The sequence below is a fragment of the Bacillus sp. NPDC094106 genome, from assembly GCF_044764345.1.
In the GTDB taxonomy this organism is placed as follows: Bacteria; Bacillota; Bacilli; order Bacillales; family Bacillaceae_G; genus Bacillus_A.
The window spans coordinates 54,464-77,404 of sequence record NZ_JBIWHY010000004.1 but is presented as its reverse complement, the minus strand read 5'-3'; the positions used below and the strand labels follow the sequence as shown (position 1 = coordinate 77,404).

24 protein-coding genes, 1 pseudogene, 1 riboswitch and 1 other annotated feature are annotated in these 22,941 nt (G+C 36.8%); of the genes and pseudogenes, 15 read left to right on the top strand and 10 right to left on the bottom strand.

The genetic code is table 11. The features are described 5' to 3' along the window. Positions 1–143 precede the first annotated feature (143 nt). Together ACIQ7L_RS07095 and ACIQ7L_RS07090 are read left to right on the top strand one after the other, a co-directional pair. Positions 144–695 (top strand): DUF2062 domain-containing protein, encoded by a 552-nt coding sequence (locus tag ACIQ7L_RS07095; RefSeq protein ID WP_400567793.1) that lies wholly within the window; start codon positions 144–146, stop codon positions 693–695. Between the two features lie 59 nt (positions 696–754). After that, positions 755–928 carry a hypothetical protein gene (locus ACIQ7L_RS07090; RefSeq protein ID WP_170958150.1) on the top strand — a complete coding sequence of 58 codons (174 nt, stop codon included), beginning with the start codon at positions 755–757 and terminating at the stop codon, positions 926–928. Positions 929–951: 23 nt separating this feature from the next. Here ACIQ7L_RS07090 and ACIQ7L_RS07085 read toward each other — a convergent pair whose 3' ends face one another. Beyond that, positions 952–1,398, bottom strand: coding sequence for a MarR family winged helix-turn-helix transcriptional regulator (locus ACIQ7L_RS07085; RefSeq protein WP_400567790.1), 447 nt, complete (start codon positions 1,396–1,398; stop codon positions 952–954). A gap of 140 nt (positions 1,399–1,538) precedes the next feature. Further along, positions 1,539–2,324 (bottom strand): GDSL-type esterase/lipase family protein, encoded by a 786-nt coding sequence (locus ACIQ7L_RS07080; protein ID WP_400567788.1) that lies wholly within the window; start codon positions 2,322–2,324, stop codon positions 1,539–1,541. Positions 2,325–2,611: 287 nt separating this feature from the next. On the opposite strand from ACIQ7L_RS07080, the gene cpdB reads away from it, so the two are divergent. Beyond that, positions 2,612–4,867, top strand: a complete 2,256-nt coding sequence (gene cpdB, locus ACIQ7L_RS07075) for a bifunctional 2',3'-cyclic-nucleotide 2'-phosphodiesterase/3'-nucleotidase (protein ID WP_400567786.1) — start codon at positions 2,612–2,614, stop codon at positions 4,865–4,867. Between the two features lie 133 nt (positions 4,868–5,000). On the opposite strand, the gene nhaC is transcribed toward cpdB, so the two are convergent. Continuing rightward, entirely contained in the window at positions 5,001–6,374 is a 1,374-nt protein-coding gene (gene nhaC / locus ACIQ7L_RS07070; protein ID WP_400567784.1) for a Na+/H+ antiporter NhaC, read from the bottom strand. Between the two features lie 260 nt (positions 6,375–6,634). Then, positions 6,635–6,855 (bottom strand) — a binding site (T-box leader). 144 nt (positions 6,856–6,999) lie between these two features. Here nhaC and ACIQ7L_RS07065 point away from each other — a divergent pair. From ACIQ7L_RS07065 to ACIQ7L_RS07030, 8 genes are all read left to right on the top strand, one after another. Beyond that, positions 7,000–7,356, top strand: coding sequence for a hypothetical protein (locus ACIQ7L_RS07065; RefSeq protein WP_400567783.1), 357 nt, complete (start codon positions 7,000–7,002; stop codon positions 7,354–7,356). A gap of 76 nt (positions 7,357–7,432) precedes the next feature. Next, positions 7,433–8,866 carry an adenosylmethionine--8-amino-7-oxononanoate transaminase gene (gene bioA / locus ACIQ7L_RS07060; protein ID WP_400567781.1) on the top strand — a complete coding sequence of 478 codons (1,434 nt, stop codon included), beginning with the start codon at positions 7,433–7,435 and terminating at the stop codon, positions 8,864–8,866. After that, on the top strand, positions 8,866–9,594 hold the full coding sequence (gene bioD, locus ACIQ7L_RS07055; protein WP_400567779.1) for a dethiobiotin synthase: 729 nt from the start codon (positions 8,866–8,868) through the stop codon (positions 9,592–9,594). Before bioA ends, bioD begins: the two co-directional genes overlap by 1 nt. After that, a complete protein-coding gene (gene bioF, locus ACIQ7L_RS07050) occupies positions 9,560–10,747 on the top strand; it encodes an 8-amino-7-oxononanoate synthase (protein ID WP_400567777.1) in 1,188 nt (395 codons plus the stop codon). The genes bioD and bioF overlap by 35 nt, the downstream gene beginning before the upstream one ends. Next, positions 10,744–11,484, top strand: a complete 741-nt coding sequence (locus ACIQ7L_RS07045; RefSeq protein ID WP_400567775.1) for an alpha/beta fold hydrolase — start codon at positions 10,744–10,746, stop codon at positions 11,482–11,484. The genes bioF and ACIQ7L_RS07045 overlap by 4 nt, the downstream gene beginning before the upstream one ends. Further along, on the top strand, positions 11,450–12,307 hold the full coding sequence (gene bioC, locus ACIQ7L_RS07040) for a malonyl-ACP O-methyltransferase BioC (protein WP_400567774.1): 858 nt from the start codon (positions 11,450–11,452) through the stop codon (positions 12,305–12,307). The genes ACIQ7L_RS07045 and bioC overlap by 35 nt, the downstream gene beginning before the upstream one ends. Beyond that, on the top strand, positions 12,261–13,259 hold the full coding sequence (bioB, locus tag ACIQ7L_RS07035; protein WP_400567772.1) for a biotin synthase BioB: 999 nt from the start codon (positions 12,261–12,263) through the stop codon (positions 13,257–13,259). The genes bioC and bioB overlap by 47 nt, the downstream gene beginning before the upstream one ends. A 177-nt stretch (positions 13,260–13,436) precedes the next feature. Next, entirely contained in the window at positions 13,437–13,757 is a 321-nt protein-coding gene (locus tag ACIQ7L_RS07030) for a hypothetical protein (protein ID WP_097896770.1), read from the top strand. A gap of 141 nt (positions 13,758–13,898) precedes the next feature. Here the strand turns inward: ACIQ7L_RS07030 and ribH are convergent, their stop codons facing one another. The 5 genes and pseudogenes from ribH to ACIQ7L_RS07005 form a co-directional block, all read right to left on the bottom strand. After that, entirely contained in the window at positions 13,899–14,360 is a 462-nt protein-coding gene (ribH, locus tag ACIQ7L_RS07025; protein ID WP_400567770.1) for a 6,7-dimethyl-8-ribityllumazine synthase, read from the bottom strand. 32 nt (positions 14,361–14,392) lie between these two features. Then, complete coding sequence (locus ACIQ7L_RS07020) at positions 14,393–15,586, bottom strand: bifunctional 3,4-dihydroxy-2-butanone-4-phosphate synthase/GTP cyclohydrolase II (protein WP_400567768.1); 1,194 nt, start codon at positions 15,584–15,586, stop codon at positions 14,393–14,395. 12 nt (positions 15,587–15,598) lie between these two features. After that, a complete protein-coding gene (gene ribE / locus ACIQ7L_RS07015) occupies positions 15,599–16,243 on the bottom strand; it encodes a riboflavin synthase (protein ID WP_400567767.1) in 645 nt (214 codons plus the stop codon). Then, a complete protein-coding gene (gene ribD, locus ACIQ7L_RS07010; protein ID WP_400567766.1) occupies positions 16,225–17,337 on the bottom strand; it encodes a bifunctional diaminohydroxyphosphoribosylaminopyrimidine deaminase/5-amino-6-(5-phosphoribosylamino)uracil reductase RibD in 1,113 nt (370 codons plus the stop codon). The genes ribE and ribD overlap by 19 nt, the downstream gene beginning before the upstream one ends. 311 nt (positions 17,338–17,648) lie before the next feature. Then, positions 17,649–17,793: riboswitch (FMN riboswitch) on the bottom strand. Between the two features lie 193 nt (positions 17,794–17,986). After that, positions 17,987–18,228 (bottom strand): annotated as a pseudogene (locus ACIQ7L_RS07005) (CDGSH iron-sulfur domain-containing protein). 103 nt (positions 18,229–18,331) lie between these two features. Between ACIQ7L_RS07005 and ACIQ7L_RS07000 the strand changes: the two are divergent. Then, positions 18,332–18,577: a DUF2552 family protein gene (locus tag ACIQ7L_RS07000; RefSeq protein ID WP_097896765.1), complete on the top strand. Its 246-nt coding sequence runs from the start codon at positions 18,332–18,334 to the stop codon at positions 18,575–18,577. 16 nt (positions 18,578–18,593) lie between these two features. Here the strand turns inward: ACIQ7L_RS07000 and ACIQ7L_RS06995 are convergent, their stop codons facing one another. Continuing rightward, entirely contained in the window at positions 18,594–19,517 is a 924-nt protein-coding gene (locus tag ACIQ7L_RS06995) for an alpha/beta hydrolase (RefSeq protein WP_400567765.1), read from the bottom strand. A gap of 86 nt (positions 19,518–19,603) precedes the next feature. Here ACIQ7L_RS06995 and ACIQ7L_RS06990 point away from each other — a divergent pair, with 86 nt between their 5' ends. Together ACIQ7L_RS06990 and ACIQ7L_RS06985 are read left to right on the top strand one after the other, a co-directional pair. Further along, positions 19,604–20,080, top strand: coding sequence for a GNAT family N-acetyltransferase (locus ACIQ7L_RS06990; protein WP_400567764.1), 477 nt, complete (start codon positions 19,604–19,606; stop codon positions 20,078–20,080). A 112-nt stretch (positions 20,081–20,192) separates the two neighbouring features. Next, positions 20,193–21,119 carry a LacI family DNA-binding transcriptional regulator gene (locus ACIQ7L_RS06985; protein ID WP_400567762.1) on the top strand — a complete coding sequence of 309 codons (927 nt, stop codon included), beginning with the start codon at positions 20,193–20,195 and terminating at the stop codon, positions 21,117–21,119. Between the two features lie 210 nt (positions 21,120–21,329). Here the strand turns inward: ACIQ7L_RS06985 and ACIQ7L_RS06980 are convergent, their stop codons facing one another. Beyond that, the gene (locus ACIQ7L_RS06980) at positions 21,330–22,331 is read right to left on the bottom strand and encodes an alpha/beta fold hydrolase (protein ID WP_400567761.1); all 1,002 of its coding nucleotides are present in this window, start codon (positions 22,329–22,331) and stop codon (positions 21,330–21,332) included. A 132-nt stretch (positions 22,332–22,463) separates the two neighbouring features. Here ACIQ7L_RS06980 and ACIQ7L_RS06975 point away from each other — a divergent pair, with 132 nt between their 5' ends. Continuing rightward, positions 22,464–22,940 (top strand): ribbon-helix-helix domain-containing protein, encoded by a 477-nt coding sequence (locus ACIQ7L_RS06975; protein WP_400567759.1) that lies wholly within the window; start codon positions 22,464–22,466, stop codon positions 22,938–22,940. Position 22,941: the final 1 nt, after the last annotated feature.

Sequence of the window (22,941 nt, the reverse complement as noted above, 5' to 3'; positions counted from 1 at the left end):
TTTTTTTGTGATGAAATGTCTGATGTATACTTGGTGAATCATCTTTATATCCTTTATAATAAGGAAAAGATGAATAAGTTTGTTTTCTAGTAATAGGTAAGAGCATACTAGGAAGAGAAAATACGATTAAAGAGATGATAATTGTGCACACAAATAAAAAAACATATTCGTTTTTTCAGCGAATCTGGAGAGTACTGAAATTTTATTATTATAACTTGCTCCGTTCACCAGAAGGAGCGAGGAAAGTGTCATTGGGATTTGCAATTGGATTTGGTCTGGAAATGTTAGTAATTTATACGGCATCGCTCGTGTATCTTATGTTTTATCCAATTGTACGCTTAGCGAAAGGGTCTTTTCCAGCAGCAGTTATTGGCAATCTTATTGGAAAGATATCATTTCTTCCGGTATTTTTGTTTCCGGTTGGATATGCGTTAGGAAAATTTTTATATCCGTTTGAAGTAAAGGTCATTCATCATAAACCGTATACGATATCTGATCTGTTCTCGAGCAATATTTTTACTATGTTAAAGAGTTTATTACAGAGTGAAGTATATGTATTAATTGGAATGACGATTTTAGGAGCTGTGTTTGGGGTAATATCTTATTTTGTCGTATATTATTTATATGAAAAGAACCGTAAGTTACGTTTGAAAAAAAGAAAAAAACGTGTGAGAGAACCACTCGTACAAATATAAAGAATGTCACATTCATTTTCCACCTTGAATATGCTTAAGAAAGAAGGAGGAGAGAATGAATGTATTATTACTATGTACCTCAAGTATATCCATATGTGAATTATTACCATGTTCCGTATGCAAGGCAACAGTTTGAAGCATACCAGCAAGCGCAGCCTTCTCAGGAGCGAAAACCATACTTAACAACATGGCCGTATTCAAATGTATACTATGGAAACTATTATGAATCGTAAAGCTGCTTCTTTTTGAAGCAGCTTTACACATTTGTTTTCAAAATTAAATTTTGAATCGTTTGAAGAGAGTGGATGAGCTGTTCGCGCTCTTCAAATGATAATGTTTGAAAATTTTCTTTAAGTTTGTTTAAAATGAATTGCTGATATTGCCCTACTAGCAACTTCCCTTCAGCTGTAAGAGAAATTAAAATGACCCGTCGATCTTTTTCGCTATAGTGACGCTCTATAAGTTCTTCTTGAATCAATTTATTTAATAGAGGTGTCATGTTGGGCCTTGAAATCGCTAACCGCTTTCCGATTTCTGACACTGCTAATGTGCCACGTTCATGCAATAGCAGTAACACCTGTGTATGCGATGGTGGCATGTGCCTTTGAGAAGAAAACTCTCCAGGAAGCATAAATTTACGATAAAAAAGAGGCACTAACGAAAGAAGATGATCAACAATACGTTCCCACTCGCGTGATTCCATATAAAGGCCCCCTTCCATTATCATTGTAACAAAAAAAGTATTGTATAAAAATAGAATTGTTTAGCTTAGCCTTCATATTTATCGCGCAAAACACCGATTGATGAGGGGTAATAATTAGTAGGAGATGAAGCACCCGCTGATTAAAGTTTCACTTTATAAGATAATACTTGCTCTGTAAATGCATTAGCAATAATCGCATAGCCTTTATCGTTTGGATGTACTTGATCATACAGTAATTCTTTTTTATCATTGGATATTAACTTCCGAATGGGCAAAACAATAGATGGAGGATTTGCTTTGGAAATAGAATAAATTGAGTCATTCCAGCCATCTAAAAACATATCTGCATAGGAAGCGATTGAATCATCAAGTTGTAAAGGATTATAAAGCTCAGATAGAATAAGTAAGGCATTTGGGTTGAGAGTTCGAATTGTTGATACAATGTTTTTTACATCTGTTTCAAAATGAGTTTTTTCTTTATTTAACATTTTAATTCCATCTACAACCCCTACATTACGGTTTAAGCGAAATAAATTATTTCCTCCTATATTAATAGTAATTAAATTTGCCTCTTTAATTTTTTGTTGTACTTCTTCTGATTGAATCTTTTCAACGAGCCGATCTGTTGTTAAGCCATTTACACCGAGATTTTCTACTTTAATGGGTTTATGAATTTTTTCTTCTATTTGCTTTGAGGCTAACTCAGCATATCCCCCTTGTGTAGAACCGTATCCTTTTGCGAGTGAATCGCCTAGCACAAGATGATAAAAAGAATCATTTGTTTGATTATCAATCCAATGAGCAGTAGCTGTTTTTGCTGTTTTTTCTCTGCTTTCTTTTTGTTTTGTCTCATCGTTCTTTTCAAAAGATGAATAAGAAATGATCAGAAGGAGGAGACATACAATAGTTAAGATGACTTTTTTCATAAATTTATCCTCCTTGTAATTGGTAATTGTATCATATTCAGCAGTATAAGCAATGGAAGGGCATATTATATCTTTATGAAAAGTTTACAATAACTTTACAGAAAATTTGTAGAAGGATGTCAAAAAATATTGACGTTATGAAAGTATGTTCGATATGATAATGTCAGATAAGTGACGATGTATCGCTCTAATGTGGGGAAAGAAGAGAGTAATAATATAGAGAATACCTTATTAGAGTTTGATGAGAACTTATTTTATTAGGGACAATGTTATAAGGGGGATTTTTTGTGAAAAAATCAAAGAAGGTGTTAGCAGGAGCAACTCTGGCATTAGGCGTTATGGCTCCGCAAGTATTGCCAACAGCTGCCTATGCAGAAGGACAAGCAGAGGAGAGTACAGTTAACTTACGAATTCTAGAAACATCAGATATTCATGTTAACTTAATGAACTATGACTATTATCAAACGAAAACAGATAATAAAGTCGGTCTTGTTCAAACTGCTACTCTTGTTAACAAAGCACGTGAAGAGTCGAAGAACTCTGTCCTATTTGATGATGGGGATGCGATACAAGGAACGCCGCTTGGGGATTATGTGGCGCAAAAAGGCTTGGATGGAAACTACGTACATCCACTATATCGTTTAATGAACTTAATGAAATATGACGTCATCTCTCTTGGAAACCATGAATTTAACTATGGTTTAGACTACTTAAATAAGGCAATTAGCAAAACAGAGTTCCCAGTTATTAACTCGAACGTCTACAAAGACGATCATGATAATAATGAAGAGAATGATGAAAATTATTTTAAACCATATCATATTTTGGAAAAAGAAGTAGAAGATGAAGCTGGTCAAAAACAAAAAGTGAAAATTGGTGTAATGGGTTTTGTACCACCACAAGTTATGGGGTGGGATAAGGCGAACTTAGAAGGAAAAGTAAAAGCGAAGGATATTATCCAAACGGCTAAGAAAATGGTTCCGAAAATGAAAGCAGAGGGTGCGGATATTATTGTTGCATTAGCACACTCTGGTGTTGATAAAAGCGGTTACAATGTTGGGATGGAAAATGCATCGTTTTATTTAACAGAAGTTCCAGGTGTTGATGCAGTATTGATGGGACATTCGCATACTGTAGTAACAGATACGTTTAATGGTGTTCCAGTTGTAATGCCAGGGGTTTTCGGTAGTAACTTAGGTATTATTGATATGCAATTGAAAAAAGTAGACGGCAAGTGGGAAGTGCAAAAAGATAAATCTGTTCCAACAGTTCGTGCGATTGCTGATAGTAAAGGAAATGCATTAGTGGAGTCTGATCAAAGATTAGTTGATGAAATCAAAGATGATCATGAAGCGACAATTAAATATGTAAATACACCTGTTGGCACAACAACAGCACCGATTAATAGTTATTTTTCACTTGTACAAGATGATCCATCTGTACAACTTGTGACAAATGCACAAAAATGGTATGTAGAAAAGCTATTTGCCGAAAATGGAGAGTACAGCAAATATAAGGGAATCCCAGTATTATCTGCAGGAGCACCGTTTAAAGCAGGTGGACGAAATGGTGCAACTTATTATACGGATATTCCAGCAGGAACTTTAGCGATTAAAAACGTTGCTGATTTATATGTATATCCGAATACTTTATATGCTGTAAAAGTAAATGGTGCACAAGTAAAAGAATGGCTTGAAATGTCTGCAGGCCAGTTTAATCAAATTGATCCAGCTAAATCAGAAGAACAGCCATTAGTGAATATAAACTATCCTACATATAACTTTGATATTTTAGATGGTGTGAAATATGAAATTGATGTTACACAGCCAGCAAAATATGATAAAGATGGAAAAGTAGTAAATCAAAGTGCAAATCGTATTGTGAATGTAACGTACGATGGAAAACCGATAACTGATGATCAAGAATTTATTGTTGCAACAAACAACTATCGTGGTAGTAGCCAAACATTCCCTGGTGTAAGTAAAGGTGAAGTGGTATATCAATCCCAAGATGAAACACGTCAAGTTATTGTGAAGTATATGCAAGAAACACCTGTTATTAATCCGACAGCAGATCAAAACTGGACATTTAAACCAATTGCTGCTGAAAAATTAAATACTACATTTGATTCTTCACCAAATGCACAAAAGTATATTCCGAAAGACGGAAAAATCTCTTATGTTGGTCCATCTGAAAATGAGTTTGCGAAATATGCTATTGATCTAACGAAAAAGAATGATAATAATCAAGCAACAGGTGAAGAGAACGGTGGGGATAGCTCAACACCACCAACGACAGGTGAAGGTAATAATTCAAATGAACAAAAACAAGATGGAAATCAAACTGGAACAGAGACAACTGCTGAAACAGGAAATAAAGATAAAACAGAACCAGCAAAAGTAAGTGAAGATAAAAAAACAAACAAAGTAGATCGTGACTTGCCAAAAACAGGAGCAAACGTCTTTTCTACAATTGGAGCAGGACTTGCATTTGTGGGAGCAGGTATGTTCATGCTATTTAGAAGAAAAAAAGCAAATAGATAATACGACATGTAAAGAGCAGAATAAAGAAAAAGAGGATTCCTGGTGGTGGTAATCCTCTTTTTCTTTATAATTTTATCATTTTAACCGAGAAGCCCCCTTCTTCTAAATGAAGTGAAGGCGGGGGGGAGTTCAATTAAGAAACGGTAACAGATTGTTCTTTCTTCCATGAAAGTCCGAATCCTGTGAATCCAACAATAATTGTAACGACCGGACAAGCTAGGCAGAAGATTGAGTAGGGAACATAATCAACTGTTGGGACGCTTAGTACGTTTGCCAAGAAGACGCCACTTACACCCCATGGTACAAGCGGATTAATAACTGTACCAGCATCTTCTAGTACTCGTGATAAATTACGTCGTTTTAAACCAACTTCATCGTATTTATTAGCAAATGCTTGTCCTGTTAAAACGATGGATAGGTATTGTTCACCAAGCAAGAAGTTAACACCAATTGCTGTTGAAGCAGTAGAAATAATTAAACGTGTACTCGTCTTAACAAAATTAGAAATGATGTTCATAAGCTGTGTGATAATACCCATTCCTTGTAGCAATCCGCCCATACAAAGAGCAAGGAAAATAAGTGCAATTGACATCATCATACTCTGTAAACCACCACGTGATAATAAACTATCAATATCTTTTACACCTGTATTAGACACATAGCCGTCTTGCATAATCTTCATTAAATCGGCAAGTGAAGTACTTGGCTTGAAAATAAAGAGGATGATAATGCCAGCTACGATTCCAGCAAGTAGTGTTGGAACAGCTGGGGCCTTTTTGAAAGCGAATAAAAACAGTAATAGAATCGGTGTGAGTGTAACAATTGAGATAGTTGCATTTTTTTCTAATGTATTTGTAAAAGTAGAGAAATCAACATTTCCTGAAGATCCACTTCCCAAAATGAAAAAAGCAATAAAGGCAATAATGAAAGCAGGAATCGTTGTCCAAAGCATGTTTCGAATATGTTCAAATAAATCTACACCTGTTACAGCCGGAGCTAAGTTTGTTGTATCGGATAAAGGAGACATTTTATCTCCAAAGAAAGCCCCGGAAATAATTGCCCCGGCAATAAGGGATGGATCGTATCCAAGAGCAGTACCCATTCCCATAAAAGCAAGCCCTACTGTTGCTGCTGTTGTAAAGGCACTACCAATACTTGTACCAACAATTGAACAAACAACAAAGACTGTCGGAATGAAAATTTTTGGTGATACAAGTTGGAAGCCGTATACCATTAGTGTTGGAATAGTCCCAGCTGCAATCCAGACACTAATTAATACACCAACAAGTAAGAAAATAAAAATAGATGGAATACCAGCTGAAATACTACTTATCATTCCTTTTTCCATATCAGACCAAGAGATTTTTTTAATAAATCCAAATGTCAACAATACAATAATGCCAAATAAAATAGGAATATGTGGTGAAGTTTCTAATTTAATAACGCTAAAGCCAATACAGAAAAAGATGAACACTGTTAAAAGAATAGATTCAATTTTTGAAACCATTGTTTGCTCCTCCTAATAAACTAAAATAGTTTTCTTTTTTATATAAAATTCGCCAATATTGCATATTTCCTTTTAAAATTTTGAATTTTTTGACAAATTACCGGTAATTGTTTAACATCATAAAAATAAAAAACGCCCCTGCATATACATGCAGGGACGAAAAAAATCGCGGTACCACCCTAGCTTGTGAAATGAAGGTAACACAAAATAAAGGGAGGAAATACACACCAAAGGAAATAAAAAAACGCCCCTGCAATATATGCAGGGACGAAAAAATCGCGGTACCACCCTAAATTGTGAAACAGTTTCATTTCACCACTCTGTAGAAATAACGGTTCATAACCGTCTTTTACTACTCCAAACGTTTCGTAAAAGAAGCTCCAGGGGGTAATTCATAATTCGTTCTGTACTGGTTCGCACCAACCACCAGCTCTCTGAAATCAGGAAACGAAATACTACTAAATCCTATCATCGCCGATTCATATGATGTTAGTTAAATTTTTATCACATATCTATCTCATATGTCAACAAATATATTTATTGTTTTTTTAAAGAAAATAATGGGAGAATGTTTTTTAACTACCTCATTTGTGCGTTATAATGAAAATGAAAAGGGGGAAAGTGAATGAAGAAAAAAGTACTTCTTTTTACAACCTTACTTATTCTTGGCGGCAGCGCGGGGATTTATACAGCACTTGCAGCATCACCAGATCAATCGAAACAAAAAAATGTACAGAAAGCAGAAACAAAGGAATTAGAAAAGGTGAAGGAAGAACAGAATAAGGAGAAAACAGCGGCTAAATTAGGGGTTTCTCTTGAAGGGAAAACAGAGAAAGAGATTCAAAAAGAGTTAAATACAGCGAGGTTTGAGAAGCGTCACGAATTGTTAATAGAACATGCAAAGCAACTTGGAATTGATACAGAAGGAAAGAAAGATGAGGAAATTATTTTGGAAATCGGAAAGATTCAACATGGAGAGTAAAACGACTTATCTTATGATAAGTCGTTCTTTTTTAAGAACCAAATAATTTAAAATAATTGACAGTGTTCTGGTTTTAATGTTAACTATATTTATATTAAAGTTAACATTAGGGGTGACAATTGTGACTGTTAGTAGTAATACAAGTAAAAGAATAACTTATACATATGAAGATTTAGCAGAAAAGAATAAAGCGTATGTATGGCATCCATTTACACAAATGAAAGATTACCTAGCGGAGGATCCCGTTATTATTGAACGAGGAGAAGGACGTAAACTATATGATGTAAATGGCAATGGTTATTGGGATGGTGTTTCATCGATTTGGCTCAATGTTCATGGCCATCATGTTCCAGAATTAGATGAGGCAATTCGTGAACAATTAAATAAGGTTGCCCATTCTACTATGTTAGGACTTGCTAATGTACCATCTATTTTACTTGCAGAAAAGATCATTGATGTTGTTCCGGAAGGTTTGAAAAAAGTATTCTATTCAGATTCTGGTTCTACAGCTGTTGAAATTGCGATTAAGATGGCTTTTCAATATTGGCAGCATAAAGGAAAACCTGAAAAACAAAAGTTTGTTACATTAAAAGAAGCATACCATGGAGATACAATCGGGGCGGTTTCAGTAGGAGCGATTGATTTGTTTCATCAAGTGTATAGTTCGCTCTTATTCGATGCGATAAAAATGCCTTATCCATATACATATCGTTCTCCTTATGGAGATGACAAAGAACAAATTGTTCAAAAGCATTTGGAAGAAATGGAAGCACTATTGAAAGAAAAGCATGAAGAGATTGCAGCAATCATTGTAGAGCCATTAATGCAAGGTGCTGGTGGCATGATTACAATGCCAAAAGGATATTTGAAAGGCCTTCGCGACCTATGTACAACATATAATGTTTTATTCATTACAGATGAAGTAGCGACAGGATTTGGCCGTACAGGAAAAATGTTTGCTTGTGAACATGAAGAGGTTACACCTGACATTTTAACAGCTGGAAAAGGATTGACAGGTGGTTATTTGCCAGTGGCTATTACTGTGACAACAGATGAAATTTATAATGCTTTTTTAGGTGACTATGAAGAGCAAAAAACATTTTTCCATGGTCATAGTTATACAGGTAATCCATTAGGGTGCGCTGTGGCGATTGCGAATTTAGAACTTTATGAAAAAACAAATCTAGTAAAAGATGTTGCATACAAAGCAGACCATGTAGCAAAAAAATTGGAAGGACTGTATGAATACAAGCATGTTGGAGATATTCGTCAGTGTGGATTGATGATTGGTATTGAATTGGTGAAAAATAAGGAAACGAAACAGCCATTTGATTGGAATGAGCGAGTAGGTATGGAAGTTTGTAAACGCTCAAGAGAACTAGGAATGATTTTACGTCCGCTCGGTAACACAATTGTATTTATGCCACCGTTAGCATCTAAGATAGATGAGATTGATGAAATGTTGCGCATTTTATATCAAGCAATTGCAGATGTTACGGAGGGAGAATAATGAGCGGCTTTTTTATAACAGCAACGGATACGGAAGTTGGGAAAACCGTTGTTACAGGCGCTTTAGCAGGAGTACTTAGAAATCGTGGATATAACATAGGGGTATATAAACCTTTGCAAAGCGGACATATTGCCTCGAACCCAGAAGGTGACGCAGCTAGATTGAAAGCTGCATCAGGAGTAGTGACAGAGACTCATAGGATTTGTCCTTATTCTATTGAAGAACCTCTTGCACCAAGACTTGCCATGAAACGAGCGGGAAAAACTGTAACGTTGGCACAAATTACATCTCATTATAATGAATTGATAGAAGAATTCGATAGTTTATTTGTAGAAGGAGCAGGTGGTCTTGCAGTTCCATACACAGAAGATGCTTTAGTTGTTGATTTTGCAAAGGAATTAAAACTACCACTTATTATTGTGGCACGTCCGACATTGGGGACTGTGAATCATACGGTTCTAACGATTTCCTATGCGAAAGCACATGGTTTAACAGTTATTGGTGTTATTTTATCTGGTTGCAAAGAATGTGAGATGGAACGAGTGCAGGAAAATAAAGAGATGATTGAAGAATTAAGTGGTGTGCCAGTTCTTGGATTACTACCAGAGCTTAGAGAAGGGTTTACGCGCGAGGAATTATTAGAAGCAGCGAAGGACCACATTATGATTTCAAAATTAGAGGAGTTCATCCAAAATGGATCAAACGTGGCGCGCACATCTTCAATCTAAGATAGAGCATCTAAAGGAACGAGCACAGTATCGTCGTTTATATGTAACGGAGCAGTCCGAAGAAACATGGCTGATTCGAAATGATCAAAGGATGTTGAATTTAGCATCGAATAATTATTTAGGGTTAGCAGGAGATGCAAGGTTAAAAGAGGCCGCTATGATAGCGACAAATCGATATGGCACTGGAGCAACGGCATCACGTCTTGTTGTAGGGAATCATCCATTATATGAAGAGGCTGAAACGAGTATATGCAATTGGAAAGAAACTGAAAAAGCAATAATTGTGAATAGTGGATATACTGCAAATGTTGGAGCGATTTCTTCTTTAGTGGGTCGTCACGACATTGTTTTTAGTGATAAGTTGAATCATGCAAGCATTGTTGATGGGATCGTACTTAGTGGCGCAGAACACAAAAGGTATCGTCATAATGATTTGGAACATTTAGAGAAATTATTACGAATCGCACCACTTACAAAACGGAAATTAATTGTAACAGACACAATTTTTAGCATGGATGGTGACGTTGCACACCTGAAGGAGTTAGTCATGCTAAAAGAAAAGTATGGAGCACTTCTCATGGTTGATGAAGCACATGCAGGTGGAATATACGGGAAAGATGGCGCCGGTTTAGCGCATATGGAGCAAGGGCTTTCTGAGGGAATTGACATTCATATGGGAACGTTTAGTAAAGCATTAGGGTGTTATGGTGCATATTTGGCAGGAGATGCAATTTGCATAGATTATATGAAGAATATGATGAGAAGCTTTATTTTTACCACCGCTTTACCACCAGGAACACTCGGTGCAATGAAGAAGGCAATTGAAATTGTTAAAGAAGATGGGAAGAGACGACTTCAACTTTTAGAAAACGGAACATATTTCCGCAATGCTTTGCAAGAAGCAGGCTTTAACATTGGTGATAGCTCAACGCATATCGTCCCTGTTATTGTTAGATCGAATGAAACTGTGATGCGTTTTAGTGAGAAATTACAGGAAGTCGGTATTGCAGCGATTGCAATTCGGCCACCAACAGTTCCGCAAAATAGTTCGCGAATTCGATTTGCGGTTACCTCTCAGCACTTAAAGTCTGATTTAGAATGGGCTATTGAGCAGATTATTCGAATTGGTAAAGAAGAGGGGATCTTGGCATGAGACAGCTAAAGCTTATTTTTATTCCTGGATGGGGCATGGAAGAAGAGGTATATACCGCATTATGCTCATACTTTCAAGATTATTCTGTTCAAGTTATTTCATGGCGTAATATGAAAACAGATCGTGATTTTGCAGAGCGAGTGATAGAAGGGGCAGCCGGACAAGAGGTGATTTTAGTTGGCTGGTCACTCGGCGCATTGGCTGCTCTACAAGCTTGCAAACAAGTACGGACGAAAGGAATGGTTTTACTAGGTGGTACGGCTAAGTTTACAGTAGCTGAAGACTATGCGAGTGGATGGAACAGTTCTTTTGTAGAACGAATGAAAAGAAATTTGACAAAGCGAAAAGACGATACATTGAAGCGCTTCTATACAAGTATGTTTGCAAAGCAAGAGATGCGTGATAGAGAAACATTTGAAAGGATTGCAGAGCGTTTTCTAGGTGATTCCACAGAATCTTTACAGCTTGGACTTGATTATTTAATAGAGGCGGATATGAGAAGTCAATTGGAGCACCTAAAGATGCCGCTATTACTTCTTCATGGAGAAAAGGATACGATATGTCCACTTTCCGCCGCTTATTATATACAAGAGAATACGAATGCAACACTCAGAGTCATAAATGGAGCGGGGCATGCACTTTGCGTAACGAATTTTGAATATTGCGTAAATGAAATTAACAAGTTTGTAGAGGGGATACAAAATGATCAACAAAACGTTATTACAGAAACGATTTAATGGAGCAGCTGTATCCTATGATCAACATGCAAATGTCCAAAAAAAGATGGCTCATTACTTACTTTCTAGGTTAAAGGAACAGTATAACGAGATGTCTTCAATCCGTATTTTAGAGCTGGGGTGCGGGACAGGGCATGTAACAGAACAGCTAGCGATTTCATTTCCAAAAGCTCATATTACAGCTATTGATTTCGCTGAAAGTATGATTGCCGTTGCAAAAACAAGACGTCATGTGGATGCTGTTACATTTCGGTGTGAAGACATTGAAAATCTTATAGTAGATGAATCGTATGATGTCATTATTTCAAATGCAACATTTCAATGGTTAAATGATTTACAAGCAACGCTCGGAAATTTATATCGTTATTTGTCCAATGGTGGTTTGTTATTGTTTTCAACGTTTGGAAATCAAACATTTCAAGAGCTTCATGCAGCATTTCAACGTGCTAAAGAAGAAAGAAATATACAAAATAGTGTCTCTGTTGGACAACGCTTTTTAACAACAGAACAGTTGCAAGATGTATGCGAGATTGGAACAGGGGATGTTCATGTTTCTGAAACATGTTACATAGAAAGATTTGCTGAAGTTCGAGAGTTTCTGCAATCCATTCGGAAAGTAGGCGCGACGAATAGCAATGAAGAATCTTATTGTCAAAGTCCTTCTATCTTTCGAACAATGATTCGTATATACGAAAGAGATTTCACGGAAGAAGGGGAGATTGTGGCAACGTATCATGCTTTATTTGCCTATATTGAAAAAGAGGGGAAGAGAAAGAATGAAACAAGTACAAACAAGAACAGATTGGAAACAAATTGCATCTGAAGTAGTAGAGGGTAGACAGATAACGAAAGAGGAAGCGATAGCGATTTTAGAAGCCGATGATACAGAAGTATTAGAAATTATGAATGCAGCTTATATCATTCGCCATCATCATTTTGGTAAAAAAGTGAAATTAAATATGATTATTAATACGAAATCTGGATTATGTCCAGAAGATTGTGGGTACTGTTCGCAGTCTATCGTTTCAGAAGCCCCAATCGATAAGTATGCATGGTTAACACAAGAAAAAATTGTTGAAGGAGCACACGAAGCAGTTCGTCGTAAGGCGGGCACTTATTGCATTGTTGCATCCGGACGTCGTCCAACGGATAAAGAAGTAAATCATGTGATTGGAGCAGTAAAAGAAATCAGGGAAACAACAGATTTAAAAATTTGCTGCTGCTTAGGATTTTTAAATGAGGACCAAGCAGGGCGCTTAGCAGAAGCAGGTGTTCATCGTTATAACCATAACTTAAACACACATGCAAACAATTACGATAGCATTTGTTCAACACATACGTATGATGATCGCGTGGATACAGTAGAAAAAGCGAAGCAAGCTGGTATTTCTCCATGTTCTGGTGCAATCTTTGGAATGGGAGAAACGCCAGAACAGCGTGTTGAAATTGCATTTGAATTACAACGTTTAGATGCGGATTCTATTCCATGCAACTTCCTTGTTGCTGTAAAAGGGACGCCGCTTGAAGGACAGAAGGAATTAACGCCGGTAGAATGCTTAAAAGTGTTAGCGATGATGCGCTTTGTGAATCCGTCAAAAGAAATTCGAATTTCCGGTGGTCGCGAAATTAATTTGCGTTCTGTACAGCCTCTTGGTTTATTCGCAGCAAATTCAATCTTTGTTGGTGATTATTTAACAACAGCTGGCCAAGAGCCAACAGCAGACTGGGGTATGATTGAAGATTTAGGATTTGAAATTGAGGAATGTGCATTATAAAATGTGAAAAACAAGCTCCTTGCCGGGCTTGTTTTTTTGTAAATAAACTGTAATAAAATGCTTAGAAGCCTTTATGGAAGCGAGTTTCCCTAAAAAATATAAAATGTGTGGACGAATTTTCCAACCTGTAATTGTACATAGTAAAAGTGTAATTCATATTGGGTTGGAGGATCTTACATGCATAAATATATACTAGCTATTATGACTCTTCTTATTTTATTAAAAGCAATTAGTGCTGATCCAGTGAAAGCAGCAAAAAATCCTGAACAGAAAGAAATGCAACAAAGAATAGAACAACATTTTCGAACAAAAGCGGAACATTTTGGTATTGAGACTGAGGGAAAAGACTTAAAGGAAGTGCGGAAAGAAATTCATATTGTAGAGGAAGAAAAGAAGAGAGAAAATGTTTGGAAAATCGCCCAAAATCTTCGTATTAAAACAGAGGGTAAAACGATGGATGAATTGATAAAAGATGTGCGGAAAAAAGTGAAGAAATAACAATTTATGGGCAGTCATACCCCCACAATAACATGTAGTGAAAGTAAAGGCTAGGTGGGGGATGAACGACCCGTAAAGCTCGATTGATGAGGACTAATAATCAGTGAGAATGAAGAAATCGAGACTGCTTAAAGTTTCACTTTAAGCCCATTGTTTTGATAAATGTGCCATTTCAATAGCGGCAACTGCAGATTCGTATCCTTTATTTCCTGCTTTTGTACCTGCACGTTCGATCGCTTGTTCAATTGTCTCAGTTGTTAATACACCAAAGATAACCGGAATTCCTGTTTGCAGTGATAGAGAGGCAACACCTTTTGCTACTTCATTACAAACATAATCATAATGCGATGTAGCACCACGAATTACTGTACCAAGTGTAATGACTGCATCGTATTTACCGCTATTTGCCATCTTTTTAGCGATTAATGGAATTTCAAATGCACCTGGAACCCATGCAATATCAATATCGTTTTCTGCGACACCATGGCGCTTTAATCCATCTAATGCACCGCCTAATAGTTTACTCGTAATAAATTCATTAAAACGTCCAACAACAACCCCGACTTTTAATCCTGTACCAACTAAATGACCTTCGAATACCATAATATATCTCTCCTTTAATTATAATGAATAGATTATAAGTTTAATAAGTGACCCAATTTTTTTACTTTTGTTTGTAAATATGTTTTGTTTTCTTCTTTTGTTGGCATTTGCAATGGTACGCGTTCAACAACTTCTAATTCATAACCTTGCAAGCCAGCAATTTTTCTTGGATTATTCGTTAATAGTCGCAGCTTTTGTAAACCTAAATCTTTTAAAATTTGTGCACCAATGCCGTAATCGCGAAGATCTGCTGGAAAACCCAGCTTTTCATTTGCCTCTACAGTATCTAGTCCTTTTTCTTGTAACTTGTATGCACGGAGTTTATTAAGCAATCCAATTCCGCGGCCTTCTTGCCTCATATAAAGAAGAACACCTTTTCCTTCACGTTCAATTTGAGCAAGAGCAGCATGAAGTTGTGGGCCACAATCGCAGCGGCATGAGCCGAAAACATCGCCAGTTAAGCATTCGGAATGAACGCGTACGAGAACGGGTTTATCTGTTGAAATCTCTCCTTTTACAAGAGCGATATGTTCTTTTTGATCTAATGAATTAGAGTAGCCGATTGCATGAAATGTACCGAAATCTGTTGGTAATGTAATTTCAACCTCTCTTGTTACGAGCGTTTCATGGTGGCGGCGATAGGCGATTAAATCTTCAATGGTAATCATTTTAATATCAAATTGTTTTGCAACTTGGAACAGGTCAGAAACACGCGCCATTGTACCGTCTTCATTTATAATTTCACAAATGACACCTGCCGGTTCTGCACCGCACAATTTCGCTAAATCAACAGCTGCTTCGGTATGTCCTGCACGCCGAAGAACGCCACCATCTTTTGCAATTAACGGAAAGATATGCCCAGGACGATTAAAGTCGCTTCCTTTAGATGCTGGATTTAATAATTCGCGCACAGTTGCCGCACGTTCATGGGCACTAATACCTGTTGTTGTAGAAATATGATCAATGCTTACTGTGAACGCAGTATGATGAGAATCTGTATTATGGGACACCATAGGCTCTAGTTGTAAGCGCTCTGCATATTGCTCCGTAATTGGTACACAGACGAGACCCCGGCCATGTGTAATCATAAAATTAATTGTTTCTGGTGTAATGTACTCTGCTAAAGCAATAAAATCGCCTTCGTTTTCGCGGTTTTCATCATCACATACAATAACGACTTTTCCTTGTTTTAAATCTTCTAGTGCTTCTTCAATCCGATGAAACATTGTGTATCCCCCTTATAGAAATCCGTTTTCTTGTAAAAAGCTTTCTGTAACTGAACTACCTCGTTTTGCTGGCTTTGAAATAAAATGCTCGATATATTTTCCAATCATGTCACATTCAATATTCACAATATCTCCAGCTACCTTTTCACCAATAATAGATTCGCTTACTGTGTGCGGGATGAGTGAGATTGTAATGGAAGACTCATCTATATCAAATATTGTTAAACTTGTGCCATCAACAGCCACAGATCCTTTTTGTAAACAATACCGGAGTAAATCATTTGGAATTCCAATTTTGTAATATATAGCATTGAAGTGCTGTTTTTTACTTACAATGGTACCGACTCCATCGATATGACCTGTGACAAAGTGCCCACCGAAGCGTCCGTTTGCAGCCATTGCTCGTTCTAAATTCACTTTAGAACGAGGCTGTAGCATACAAAGTGACGTTGATTTCATTGTTTCAGGCATGGCATCAACAGTAAAAGAAGATGCGGTAAAAGAAGTAACGGTTAAACAGATTCCGTTAACAGCGATACTATCACCTAGTTTGACGTCGGATAAAATCGAATTTGCATGGATGGTTAGTTCCATTGCTTCTCCGCTTTGCTTTATATTCGAAACAGTTCCTAGCTCTTCTACAATCCCTGTAAACATGTAGGCACCTCACTTCGCTTACTTGCAATGATTTTTATATCATCGCCAATTTGTTTCATCTCTTGAACTTCTAAGGAAAGTGCATCTTGCAGTTTTATAAAACCAGTACCACCAAACCAAGTTGGTGCATCTTTTCCACCAATTAATTTTGGACTTATATAGGTCACGATTTCATTGAAGCATTTAGCTTCTAAAAAGCTTGCATGGACCGATTGTCCCCCCTCAATAAAGAGTGAAAGAATTTGCTTCTCTCCAAGAAGAGAGAGGAGGTCCCGTATTTCAATTTGACTCTTTTTCATCTGAAATACAGATACATTTTGAGATTCATAAGCATCTATTTTTTCTTTTTTTACATCTTTTCCAACAATGATCCATGTTGGCGCTAACCTATCAGTAATGACATGAGAAGACTGCGGAATTCGTAAATGTGTATCTAAAATAATTCGAATCGGATTTTGTCCACCGTTTGGAAGCCTGGTTGTTAAATGTGGATTATCGGTTATCACAGTATTTACGCCAACAAGAATGGCATCGTGTGTATGACGGTATTGATGAACGTCCTTACGAGCTTTTTCACCTGTAATCCATTTACTTTCTCCAGTAACGGTCGCTATTTTTCCATCCAAACTCATTGCGGTCTTTATTGTTACAAATGGCTGTTTTGTTTTCATGTAGTGAAAAAAGTATCGGTTTAATGAGAGGGCTTCCTCTTCAAGAACACCAGTCGTGACATGGATCCCTGCATCTTGTAACCGTTTTTTGCCACTACCTGAAACAAGTGGATTGGAATCGAGAGAAGCAATTACAACACGTTTTACTTGCTTCTCAATGAGCAACTCACAGCATGGCGGTGTTTTTCCAAAATGACTGCATGGCTCAAGGGTTACGTATACAGTAGCGTCATACGCCTGATCGCCTGCCATTTGAAGGGCATGAACCTCTGCATGCTCTTCACCTGCACGGAGATGGGCACCCATTCCGACGATGTTTCCATCTTTTACAACAACAGCACCGACCATTGGATTTGGACTCGTTTGCCCCGTAGTACTTTGTGCCAACTGTAGGGCAATCCTCATATATTCTTGGTCTGTCATTCTCTTCACCTCTCCTAAGAAAAAATCAAAAAACCCCAAGGATATTATTATCCTTGGGGTTTGGGAGACGTGATTTCTAGAAATATAGTTCGAATACGAAAGTATAGGAAAGAAACCTAACGATGCTTGATATTTTTGCATTAGAAAGAAGCCTAGCAAACTATCAATTTTTCATACGCTAGTCGTATCTTTTTATTTCAGCATAAAAACATAGGTATATGAAATAAAACATATACAGTAATGTAAAGAGAACCTTTAAAAATGTGTATGCCAAAATAAGAGTGTATTCGCTATATATAAGCACTAGAAAACATATCCTTCTCCCATCCAGACTATACTGTCGGCCCTAGAGTTTCACTAGATCCACCGTTTCCAAACCTGAAAACGGGTCACGGACTTAGAAGTGTGCACTTCATCACCGCCGGTTGGGAATTTCACCCGACCCCGAAGGATGCTGTTTGCTCACATTATAGCACAAAAAAGAAAAAAGGATAGTAAAAAATATTTGAATGTGAAGAATTGTATGAAAATGAAGGTCGGAAAAAACCATTGATAGATGAGAGAAGGAAAACAATATTTAGTAGGAAATATTGTTTTCTACGGGACATATAAAAAGCATGTACAAATGAATGTACATGCTTCTTAATGGTTATTTTGTTTCTGGAGCGCGAACGATAGATTCAAAGTTCCCTTTATGTGAAGCATCACAATAAGGCATGTTTTTTGATAAACCGCAGCGACATAAAGAAAATGCAGGTTTTGCTGGGAATACATTCCCTTGTGAATCAACTAATTCCACATCCCCTGTAATGCGAAACGAGCCATTATCATTCACTTTAATTTGTACTTTTGCCAACGTTATCCCTCCTTCCAAACGCTTAAGTCTATCATATAATTGGAGGGGGAACTTGACAATAAAAAAACCTCTCTTTGTCTCAAGCAGAGGAGAGTGTTATAATAACGTTTATAATTGACTATAGTAAGGTGACGAAACATGGATAAACAATTACTTACACTACAAAATATCGCAAATGAGCGCACTTGGGCATCATTTTTGAATGATAACCATCCATACAGTTTACTTCATTGGTCGATTGCAGGTGTGGGACAAGAGCAGAAAGATGTGTGGCTGCTTCAAGATGAGGTAACCTTTCAAACGACGGAGTTCCCAACGCTTGATGAGGCAGTAAAGTGGATTGCGGAAAATATGGAACAAGTTACAGATGTTTTAGCGCAGTAACATGAAAAAAACAGGCTTACGCAAGCCTGTTTTTTGTTTCTTTTACATATGTTCCTAAAAATTGATCGATTGCAGCTTCGTATTCTTGCTTGTTTTCATTGTAAGAGCAAGCGTGTGCACCATGCTCTGCAATATAGAGTTGCTTATTGTTCTCTTTTGCTTCATAGAGTGCTTTTGTCATATCGCATAAAATGTAATCATCGTCTTTACTGTGAATAAAGAGAACGGGATTGTTTATATTCTTTATACAATCGATTGGTGAAACTTCACGTATCGTATAGCCATCACGAACTTTTAAAAATGCATTTGCTAAAGGCAATAATGGCCATTTTGGTAAATGGAATTCAGCCTTTAAACGGTGTTGTAGCTGCCCGTAAAAATCAGAGAAAGGACAATCTGCAATATAGAAATCGGCGCCGTCTTCTACGAGTCCTGCATATTGAAGAAGTGTTGCAGCTCCCATCGATTCGCCATGAATACCTAAGATAATGTTTTTTCCAAAGCGATTTTTTAGCCAGTCAACTACAGACTTTAAATCGTGTTTTTCATAATAACCATAGCTCGTCGTTTTACCACCTGTTTTACCGTGGCGACGATGGTCATAAATAAATACGTTATATCCTCTACTTAAAAATAAGTTTGCATATTTGACAGAGTTTATTTTGTTTACAGTTACACCGTGACAAAAAATCATAAATTTATTGGAATGACCAGCAGGAATGTAATATCCGTGAATATCATATCCAAATTGAGAAGGAATGTGAATTTCTTCTTTTGGAACCGCGTTAAAATCTTCTAAACGAAAATGTTTTTTCGTTTCACGCTCTAAAATTTCTTCCTCTGTTTTTTTCTTTAAATACATTACTTTATTGGTAAAGAAAATACCAATGCCAATTAACGCACCTAGTATAGTGAGTAATGCTGTGAAAAAACGTTTCATACCTTACCTCATCCTCCAAATACCTTTCCATCATTGTGATACACTTATATTGTATCACAATGATGGAAAAAGGGGAGAAGTAGAGCATGATTCACATACAAAAAATTACAGAAGAAATGAGAGAAACAATTCGGCTGTTTATGTGTGAGAATTGGGGAAGTACACTGATGGTTTCAAGGGGAAGAGCTCATCGCTTAGACGAATTACCTGGTTTTGTTGCAGTTGAAAATAACAGAATAGTAGGAATTATAACCTTCGAATTAACAGGGAGTATTTGTGAGATTGTATCATTGGATAGCCTTGAAGAAAAGAAAGGAATTGGAACAAAGCTTGTAGAGTGTGTAATTGAGATGGCTCGGGAACAATGTTGTAAAAAGGTATGGTTAATTACTACAAATGACAATACAAATGCACTTCGTTTTTATCAGAAGCGTGATTTTACAATGACAAATTTGTATATTGATGCTGTGAAAGAGGCACGAAAGATAAAGAAAGAAATTCCATTTGTTGGCTATGATAACATCGAAATCTTGCATGAAATCCAACTAGAATGTAAGTTGTAAAAAGTTTATTTTATGTAACAATTTTCAGAAATATAAAACAATTCCCTTGACGAATGTCATATTTTGTTTTAGTTTAAAATTGTAAGCTATTACCATATTAAGGGGTGACGATGTGGCAACCATACGTGATGTTGCAAAATTGGCCGGTGTTTCAGTCGCAACCGTTTCACGAGTAATTAATGAAAAAGGGTATGTTCATGAAGATACAGTAAAACAAGTAAAGCAAGCAATTGAGGAATTACACTATAGACCGAATGGGGCAGCAAAAGCATTATTTAAAAAGTCCTCAACAATGATTGCTATACTCGTATCAAATTTACGTGATCCATCATACATAACTTTGCTTCGTTCAATAGAGGAAGCTGCATATAAAGAAGGCTATCAAATTATTGTTTGTAATATAGAAAATAAGAATGGATATATAGATATACTGATACAAAATGATATTGCTGGTGCTATTATGACGCGCGATGTATTTCGGCATCTGGGAAAACTATCGATTCCATTTGTTGTACTTGACGAAATAGTATCTCCTTTGGATTATTACGAAAGTGCTAGAAAAGCTGTAATGTTGCTAAAAGAAAAGGGTTGTCATTTTCTTGTTTATATTGGAGAAGAGACAGAAGATGAAGAAATGGAAGAACATGTATCTGGTTTTTTAGATACTGTTTGGAAAGAAGAACTTGCTTATCGAGAAGCAAGTCTCAAGGGATGCGAAGAAAATCAGCTCATTGAACTGTTACGAAAGTATCCTTACATAGATGGGATTGTAGCTTCAAGTGATATAGTCGCAATTTCGGCTATTCGGGCGGCAATTGCTCTTGGTATCGATATACCAAAGCAGTTGCAAGTTGTTGGATTTAAAGGGAGTTTACAAGGGGAATGGGTTACTCCGTCATTGACAACGATTGAAAGCTCTTGTGAAAAGAAAGGGATATTGGCATTACGGCAGTTAGTCGGAAAAATAAAAAAGAAACACGTACAACAAGAAGCATTAGAAACAGAGTTTGTATTTGTTGAGAGAGAATCTACAAAGTAAAAAGGTGCGTTCAGTAAACGCACCTTTTTTATCATGTAATCGTAACGGTGATTGGGACACGCTACAAACTAAGCAGTAACATCACTGCTATTGCGATGAGTACAGCACCCTAATCTTTATTCTGGTTGTACAATCTTTTACGAGCGATCTGTTCACTAACCGAGTGAAGTTGCGACACATCATTATAAAATGTAAAAGGAGCACCGCCTGTTATTTATGTGAAAAAGATAACTCTTGTTTTATAGAGCTTAAAGATTCTGCGAACAGTTCAGGCTCTTCCAAATTTGGAGAGTGAGCGGAATTGGGGAACCAAATCATTTTTTTTATGGGCGCTTGAATCATATCGCAATATTGCTGGACAAGTGCATAAGGAGTTTGATAATCAAAGCGTCCAGAACAGAAATAAACAGGTACAGAAAGGCTTGAAATGGTAGAAAAGAAATCCACCGTAAGCATTTCTTCCCATAATGTTCCAGACTTCATGTTTCCTGCGAGAAATTTTAGCCAGTCTAGCCACGTATATTCTGAAGAAAGTAAGCCTTTGCGAATAAAAGAAAACGAGGATCCATTTTGAACTGCACCTCCAAATGTACTAAGCCATCTTCTTTGAATAATAAGACGCTTCATATCTAGAAAAGGTGGTTTCCCTAGTTTCGTGAGTGAAGCTAATGCACGTGTGTGTCCGTGTTTTTTTGCGGAATGAATTAAGTGTTGGTACAATAGTTCCTCATTTTGTTTCATATGTACAATTTGACCAATGCCAATGTAGGCTTCGATGTATTCTGGATATGTATTTGCAATTTTTAAGCCGAGAATACTCCCCCATGAATGTCCAGCAAAGAATAATTTCTGCTTTTTAAAGCGAGAAAGAATGTATTGGATGACTTCACGTGTATCTGAAACGAATTGTTCAATTGTGAAAGGAGCTTGAATATCTCGTAATGAAAAGGATTTTCCTGCTCCACGTTGATCCCAATTGACAACGACAAAATGTTTTTCTAAGTCTTTTTGAAAGTGGCGAATGAATCCGATTTGTGCCATACCAGGGCCGCCGTGACAACAGAATAAAATAGGTTGATTCACGTCTTGACCACGTATAAGTAAGGATTGTTTATGACCGTTAATCATAACGCTTTCTATCGTAGCGATGCTGTTCGGAATCGGTTGCATATTTTCATTGTGAAATTGTGGAGTGCGGCTACGAAAAAGCATATGAAAAACCTCCTTTTCTTAAATGGTATGTATCGCACAGGCTCTCAAATTTGCATATACTGTTAGAAAATCATTGTATCATAACATACTAGCTGTATTTCAAGCATGCGAGCTCGGGAAAGGGGGAAGAAAGTGACGATTGGAGAAATTATAGATCGCTTAAATAAACGTGAATCACTCGCTATTATTGCAAAACGCCTTGAAATGAGCCCGTATACATTGTCGAAAAAACTTAGAATGCTCGGATATGAATATGATGATGAACAAAAGAAACGAATATTCATTGGAGAGGGAGAAGAGCCTCGGCATTTATATCTTCAAGAAGCCGTAGCGCTTCAATATGTAAAAACAGATTATCAAGTATTAATTTATGAACAATTACAAAGTATTTATGAATTGTTACAAAAAAGAGAAGGATGTATTCTTTTAACGCCAGAGAATCGTACAGAAAAGAAGAAACGTACTTTCTCTATATGTACGGAAGTTTTAGAACGTTTAGATATTGTATCTGTTACAAAAGGAATTCATAAGTCTCGAATTGTAGAAGAAGCGTTGAAAGAATTTTTACAAAGATACGAAGTGAGTGATGAATCATATCCAGATAAATAAA

Excerpts from the sequence above, each read along its gene's own strand:
- bioA (WP_400567781.1), top strand. The coding sequence starts at position 7,433 with ATGTTAACTATATTTATATTAAAGTTAACATTAGGGGTGACAATTGTG.
- bioB (WP_400567772.1), top strand. The coding sequence starts at position 12,261 with ATGAAACAAGTACAAACAAGAACAGATTGGAAACAAATTGCATCTGAA.
- ribE (WP_400567767.1), bottom strand. The coding sequence starts at position 16,243 with ATGTTTACAGGGATTGTAGAAGAGCTAGGAACTGTTTCGAATATAAAG.
- ribD (WP_400567766.1), bottom strand. The coding sequence starts at position 17,337 with ATGACAGACCAAGAATATATGAGGATTGCCCTACAGTTGGCACAAAGT.
- ACIQ7L_RS07085 (WP_400567790.1), bottom strand. The coding sequence starts at position 1,398 with ATGGAATCACGCGAGTGGGAACGTATTGTTGATCATCTTCTTTCGTTA.
- ACIQ7L_RS07000 (WP_097896765.1), top strand. The coding sequence starts at position 18,332 with ATGGATAAACAATTACTTACACTACAAAATATCGCAAATGAGCGCACT.
- ACIQ7L_RS07080 (WP_400567788.1), bottom strand. The coding sequence starts at position 2,324 with ATGAAAAAAGTCATCTTAACTATTGTATGTCTCCTCCTTCTGATCATT.
- ACIQ7L_RS07030 (WP_097896770.1), top strand. The coding sequence starts at position 13,437 with ATGCATAAATATATACTAGCTATTATGACTCTTCTTATTTTATTAAAA.
- ACIQ7L_RS07090 (WP_170958150.1), top strand. The coding sequence starts at position 755 with ATGTATTATTACTATGTACCTCAAGTATATCCATATGTGAATTATTAC.
- ribH (WP_400567770.1), bottom strand. The coding sequence starts at position 14,360 with ATGGTATTCGAAGGTCATTTAGTTGGTACAGGATTAAAAGTCGGGGTT.
- ACIQ7L_RS06995 (WP_400567765.1), bottom strand. The coding sequence starts at position 19,517 with ATGAAACGTTTTTTCACAGCATTACTCACTATACTAGGTGCGTTAATT.
- ACIQ7L_RS07020 (WP_400567768.1), bottom strand. The coding sequence starts at position 15,586 with ATGTTTCATCGGATTGAAGAAGCACTAGAAGATTTAAAACAAGGAAAA.
- nhaC (WP_400567784.1), bottom strand. The coding sequence starts at position 6,374 with ATGGTTTCAAAAATTGAATCTATTCTTTTAACAGTGTTCATCTTTTTC.
- ACIQ7L_RS06990 (WP_400567764.1), top strand. The coding sequence starts at position 19,604 with ATGATTCACATACAAAAAATTACAGAAGAAATGAGAGAAACAATTCGG.
- ACIQ7L_RS07065 (WP_400567783.1), top strand. The coding sequence starts at position 7,000 with ATGAAGAAAAAAGTACTTCTTTTTACAACCTTACTTATTCTTGGCGGC.
- ACIQ7L_RS07045 (WP_400567775.1), top strand. The coding sequence starts at position 10,744 with ATGAGACAGCTAAAGCTTATTTTTATTCCTGGATGGGGCATGGAAGAA.
- bioC (WP_400567774.1), top strand. The coding sequence starts at position 11,450 with ATGATCAACAAAACGTTATTACAGAAACGATTTAATGGAGCAGCTGTA.
- ACIQ7L_RS06980 (WP_400567761.1), bottom strand. The coding sequence starts at position 22,331 with ATGCTTTTTCGTAGCCGCACTCCACAATTTCACAATGAAAATATGCAA.
- bioF (WP_400567777.1), top strand. The coding sequence starts at position 9,560 with ATGGATCAAACGTGGCGCGCACATCTTCAATCTAAGATAGAGCATCTA.
- bioD (WP_400567779.1), top strand. The coding sequence starts at position 8,866 with ATGAGCGGCTTTTTTATAACAGCAACGGATACGGAAGTTGGGAAAACC.